This is a genomic window from Thiorhodococcus mannitoliphagus (assembly GCF_010915725.1).
Lineage (GTDB): Bacteria > Pseudomonadota > Gammaproteobacteria > Chromatiales > Chromatiaceae > Thiorhodococcus > Thiorhodococcus mannitoliphagus.
The window spans coordinates 1-843 of record NZ_JAAIJR010000376.1; the positions used below are offsets into that span (position 1 = coordinate 1).

Sequence of the window (843 nt, forward strand, 5' to 3'; positions counted from 1 at the left end):
CACCGGGTGGCCACGGGTGCTTACGCACCCGCGGCTCCCACAGATCCGGACGTGCGGGACTACCGCATCCGGCTCCTCGGTTGAGCAGTCGCTACGCGACATAATTGCTATGAACGACACGTGCGGGCGGCAGGGGATAACGTTGGAGCAAGCGCTGAAAAGCCTCCCAGTTGAGCGAAAGCCGATAGGAGCGACGGTTCAACCACTTGCGCCAGAGGCGGCGGACAACCTGTCGGAACCGCACCAACGCACGGGCGTTGCCGGTGATCCCGTAGTAGGCGTCGTGGCCTTTGAGCTTGCGCTTGAGCGCCCGCCACTGCTCCGCCACCGAGAGGTGGCGATGGCGGCGGCACCATTGCCCAATCTGCCGCGCGGCGCGGCGGAAGCGGGTTTTGGCCGTCTTGCGTTGCACCACCCAGTATCCGTTCCGGGAGCGTCCCCAGTAGTGCGTAAAGCCGAGCAGGTCGAAACTGCGCCCGCGCTGCGAGCGCCGCGTTCCGCGCCGCCAGGGCGGACGACGAAAGTCCACCAGGCGAGTTTTCTCGGGGTGAAGCGTCAGACCGAAGCGCGCCAGGCGCTTGGCCAGAACCTCCAAGACCCGCCGTGCGTCCTCTTCCCGCTCGAAGGCCAACAGCGCATCGTCAGCGAAGCGGACCATGAAGGCCCGCCCGCGCAGGCGCGGCTTGACGGTGTCCTCGAACCAGCGGTCGAGGACTTCGTGCAGGTAGAGATTCGACACCAGCGGGCTGATCACACCCCCTTGCGGGCTGCCCCGCTCGGGATGGTGAATCACCCCGTCTTCCATGACGCCGGCATGCATCCATTTGCCCAGCACGCGACGGA

At 66.3% G+C, this 843-nt stretch carries 1 protein-coding gene; it reads right to left on the reverse strand.

Annotated features, from left to right (window positions below; translation table 11 throughout):
- Nucleotides 1-91: 91 nt before the first annotated feature.
- A partial coding sequence (locus G3480_RS26975; protein WP_240906116.1) for a reverse transcriptase domain-containing protein occupies nucleotides 92-843 on the reverse strand: 752 nt, incomplete at its 5' end.